This window comes from Dielma fastidiosa (assembly GCF_000313565.1).
Classification (GTDB): domain Bacteria; phylum Bacillota_I; class Bacilli_A; order Erysipelotrichales; family Erysipelotrichaceae; genus Dielma; species Dielma fastidiosa.
Map to the genome: position 1 here is coordinate 1 of NZ_HE578932.1, position 4,369 is coordinate 4,369.

At 41.8% G+C, this 4,369-nt stretch carries 4 protein-coding genes; all 4 read left to right on the forward strand.

Translation table 11 applies throughout. The features are described 5' to 3' along the window. Window positions 1–871: radical SAM/SPASM domain-containing protein (locus tag DAHG_RS16490; protein ID WP_022939453.1), on the forward strand; the 871-nt coding region annotated here is incomplete at its 5' end. Beyond that, window positions 871–2,247 (forward strand): MATE family efflux transporter, encoded by a 1,377-nt coding sequence (locus DAHG_RS16495; protein ID WP_022939454.1) that lies wholly within the window; start codon window positions 871–873, stop codon window positions 2,245–2,247. The genes DAHG_RS16490 and DAHG_RS16495, both read left to right, overlap by 1 nt. Then, window positions 2,244–3,392, forward strand: a complete 1,149-nt coding sequence (locus tag DAHG_RS16500; protein WP_022939455.1) for an amidohydrolase — start codon at window positions 2,244–2,246, stop codon at window positions 3,390–3,392. The genes DAHG_RS16495 and DAHG_RS16500 overlap by 4 nt, the downstream gene beginning before the upstream one ends. Before the next feature lie 259 nt (window positions 3,393–3,651). Beyond that, on the forward strand, window positions 3,652–4,369 hold a 718-nt coding region (locus tag DAHG_RS21470; RefSeq protein ID WP_022939456.1), incomplete at its 3' end, for a hypothetical protein.

The window sequence follows — 4,369 nt, forward strand, 5'->3', positions numbered from 1 at the left end:
GGAGGAGGGCAGTATGCGGTTTAAAAAGATTTATGTGGAAATTACTAATGTCTGCAATATGCATTGCTCATTCTGTATCCAAAATAAACGGCCTCAGCATTTTATGACCATCGATGAATTCAGTCATGTCATTAATGAAATCAAGCCTTATACAAACATGATCTATCTGCATGTTCTAGGTGAGCCGCTGCTTCACCCCCAGCTGTTTGACTTTATAAGGCTGGCAGAGGCTGCCGGCTTATTTGTGCAGCTGACAACCAATGCTACCTTGATTGACAGGTGCCTGAACGGTTTATGTGAAGCACACAATCTGCGGCAGATTAATATCTCCGTTCATAGCTTTGCACAGCATAGTGAATCAGAGCAGCTGGCTTACCTGAAAAGTATCAGTGATGCCGCACGTAGGCTCAGTGATGCTGATAAATACGTTTCTTTGCGCTTATGGAATATGCGCGGTGATGAACCGTCTGCCGAAACAAAGCTAGCGATGCAATTTTTTGAAAATGAATTTCAGACAGCCATCAATGCCGGTGAGCGCCGTCAGTCAATAAAACTGATGAAGCAGGTGTTTCTTCAATTTGATGAGGTATTTCAATGGCCTGATCTTGCCAATCCCTATGTTTCCGATACCGGCCGCTGTCTAGGCTGGCGTCAGATGTGCGGCATTTTATGTGATGGCACAGTAGTGCCCTGCTGTCTTGATAGTCAAGGCATTGAATCAATGGGAAATGTTTTTCAAACATCTTTTTCGGATATTGTAACAAATAAAGCAAATGCGGCTATGCTTGATGAGCTGAAAAGTGGTACAATTAAACGTGAGCTTTGTCAGCATTGTTCATATCGCTTACGTTTTCAAAAGGGAGGAATTTAATGAATACAAAAAGTAATAAAATGGCTACCATGCCTATACCTAAATTAGTTTTAAATATGTCACTGCCTGCAATCCTGGCAATGACGGTGCAGGCTTTATATAACATTGTCGATTCATACTTTGTAGCGAAGGATACATTAAGCGGCTTGACAGCTGTTTCACTCGCTTTCCCAATCCAAATGATTATTGTCGCATTATCGGTTGGTATCGGGGTAGGTATCAACTCATGCGTATCAAGAAATCTTGGCGCTCACAATGAGGAAGACGCGATTAATACCGCAGAACACGGATTGGTGCTGACTATGTGTCTGTATCTGATTTTATTGCTGCTGGGGTTGTTTGCCGTTGATTTATACATACCGCTGTTCACCAGCGATCCAGCTGTCATTACATCTGGCATTGCTTATACGAAGATCGTATTGATTTTCTCATTCTCACAGATGCTTGCGCAAAGCATTATTTCAATCCTTCAGGGAACCGGGGACATGGTTTCATCAATGTATGTGCAGCTGACAGGGGCGATTGCTAACTGTATCTTAGACCCAATTATGATCTTTGGTTTGTTTGGCTGTCCTGCACTGCATGTAGCGGGAGCTGCTTATGCGACGGTCATCGGCCAATTTCTGTCATTGCTGTTGGCATTATTTCTGCTGTACCGCAAAAGGGATAAACTGCCGATTTCATTGCGCACCTTTAAATTCAGACCTTCTATTTTGACCAATATTATCCGCATCGGCTTGCCTTCCGCGGTTATGCAGGCGGTAGGTTCAGTTATGGTTACCGGCATGAACTTGATTTTATCACAGTTTGGTGACGCGGCAATCACGGTTATGGGTATCTATTTCAAGCTGCAAAGCTTTGCGTTTATGCCTTTGTTTGGTATGAATCAGGGGGTATTGCCGATCCTGAGCTTCAATTACGGTGCTCAGATCAAAAGCCGCTTTATGCAGGCACGGCGCTTCGCAACCAATCTGGCACTTGGCTATACATTGATTGCTTTAGCTGTATTCCAGCTCTTTCCTGAACAGCTGATGGCAATCTTCTCCGCTGAGGGAGAAATTATGGCGCTGGGTATTGTATCCCTGCGGATTTTAAGTCTTGCTTTCCCAATCGCGGCAATCAGCATTTCGCTTTCACCAGTCTTTCAGTCATTGGAACGAGCTTCAATTACGATGATTACTTCCATCCTGCGTCAGCTGGGCTTGCTGCTGCCTTTATCATGGCTGCTCTTTAAGCTGTTTGGCGCCTATGTCGGCTGGCTCGCATTCCCGATTGCGGAATTGATCGCGACGATTTATAATATAGTCATGTATCGTAAAGTAAAAGTAGAAATTATTGACAGAATGCCTGATATGGCTGAGGAGGTAGCAGTATGATTTTACTTAAAAACGGAACCGTTTATACAATGGATGAAGCCGGTGTGTTTGTCGGTGATGTAAAGTTTGACCAAGGCAAAATTGTCGCCGTCGGCAAAGATTTGTCAACGGATGGCTGTGAGGTTATCGACTGTACTGGCAAGAATATTTATCCGGGTTTTATTGACGGTCACTCGCATTTGGGAATGCAGGAATCAAGCATTCGTTTTGAAGGTGACGATGTAAATGAAATGAGTGATCCTCTGACTCCGCATGTACGGGCTATCGACGCGCTGAATCCGATGGATGAGACAATTCATAACGCGGCTTGCGGCGGTGTTACGACGGTATGTTCCGGGCCGGGCAGCGCAAATGTGATCGGCGGAACCTTTGCCATCTGGAAAACGAATGGACATGTGATTGATAAAATGGTAATCAACCCAATGGCGGCGATGAAATGCGCTTTTGGTGAAAATCCTAAGCGTGTATATAGTGATAATAAAATTAAGACAAGAATGCAGACCGCCGCTTATCTGCGTGAAACATTAATGAAGACAAAGGAATATATGGCTAAAAAAGCATTGGCTGGTGATGATATAAGCAAGCAGCCGGCTTATGATATGAAACTGGAGGCGATGATTCCGGTTCTTGAAAAGAAGATCCCTTTAAAGACGCATGCTCACCGTGCTGATGATATTCTCACCGCCCTGCGGATTGCCCGTGAATTTGATGTGCTGATGACGTTGGATCATTGCACAGAGGGTCATCTGATTGTCGATGAGGTAAAAGCAAGCGGCTTCCCGGCTTTTGTTGGACCGTCATTAACTGATAAGTCAAAGTTTGAATTAAAAAATCTTACTTTCGCGACTGCCGGTATCTTAAATAAAGCCGGTGTTAAAATTGCTTTAATTACTGACGCACCGGTAATTCCTCAGGAATATCTGCCGCTGTGTGCCGGACTGGCCTGCAAGAAGGGCTTGGCTGAAATGGAAGCTTTAAAAGCCATCACGATCAATCCAGCAGAGATTTTAGGTATTGCGGATCGTGTCGGTTCATTAACTGCTGGGAAGGATGCTGATATCGTAGTCAGTGACGGCAATATATTTAATACCTTGACGAATGTAAATTATACATTCATCAACGGGGAAAAGGTTTATCAATTCTAAAATACAGGCACTGAATCATTCAGTGTCTTTTTTATTATATAGGAAATTTCATTTTCAAGCATCAAATCACCAATATCTCATTATGAAAAGTGATCTAAAAAATGATAAAACTTGATGAAATTATCGTGTGAATATGGTATACTATGAGTAATAAAAAACATATATTTAATCATTAAATTCAACCTAAGCATCACCTAGTTTCCTTTGTATCAATCGAATCTCAGTGGATGCTTTTTTGTTCAAGGGGAGGGGAACATCAATGAAGTGTTTATCGTATTCAAATCGTTTCTATTATAAAGTGTTATCCGAAGAATATGCGAGTTGTATTAAGAAGGATTTGATCCTGTATAACGCTATGCTTCATACAGCTTATAAGAAACTCTATTTAACTTGTTTTCATGGTGTCAAGGATGCAGTCTCTTTACAAAAACAACTAAAAGCAAAATATGGTACGAATGATTATTTTCCTTCATCTGCAATACATGAAGCCAGAGCCTTGCTTAAAAGTAATATCGAAATCAATCAGCGATTGAAGAAAGAATGTACTAAACGGATTGAAAGAATCAAAGAGAAGATTTGTAAGGAAAACAAGTCTTTACAGAACTGGCAGAAGCAGAAATCACAATTGATTCAAAAAAGCAAGGAACATGAAACTAGTGAAGCAGACTATTTGTATGAGGTACAGATCGTTAATCCGAATATCAAACAGTTAAAACATAGAGTCGGGTTGCTGACCTTTAAATTAAACCGAGAAACGGATAAGCTGAATCATTTGAACTTAGGCGTGAGAGCCGCTTGCTTTGGTTCTAGGAAGAAGCTTCATCATGATCTTGAAGCCTATCGATATGAAAGAAGAAAACGAATGCTGATACCTGGCAGACGGCAGGGAAAATACAGTAACAATCTCTTCAAATATCATCTTGAATCAGGGATCATGGTTTATCGAGGCACAGAGAAAGAAGTTCATTTACCAATTC

Excerpts from the sequence above, each read along its gene's own strand:
- DAHG_RS16495 (WP_022939454.1), top strand. The coding sequence starts at position 871 with ATGAATACAAAAAGTAATAAAATGGCTACCATGCCTATACCTAAATTA.
- DAHG_RS16500 (WP_022939455.1), top strand. The coding sequence starts at position 2,244 with ATGATTTTACTTAAAAACGGAACCGTTTATACAATGGATGAAGCCGGT.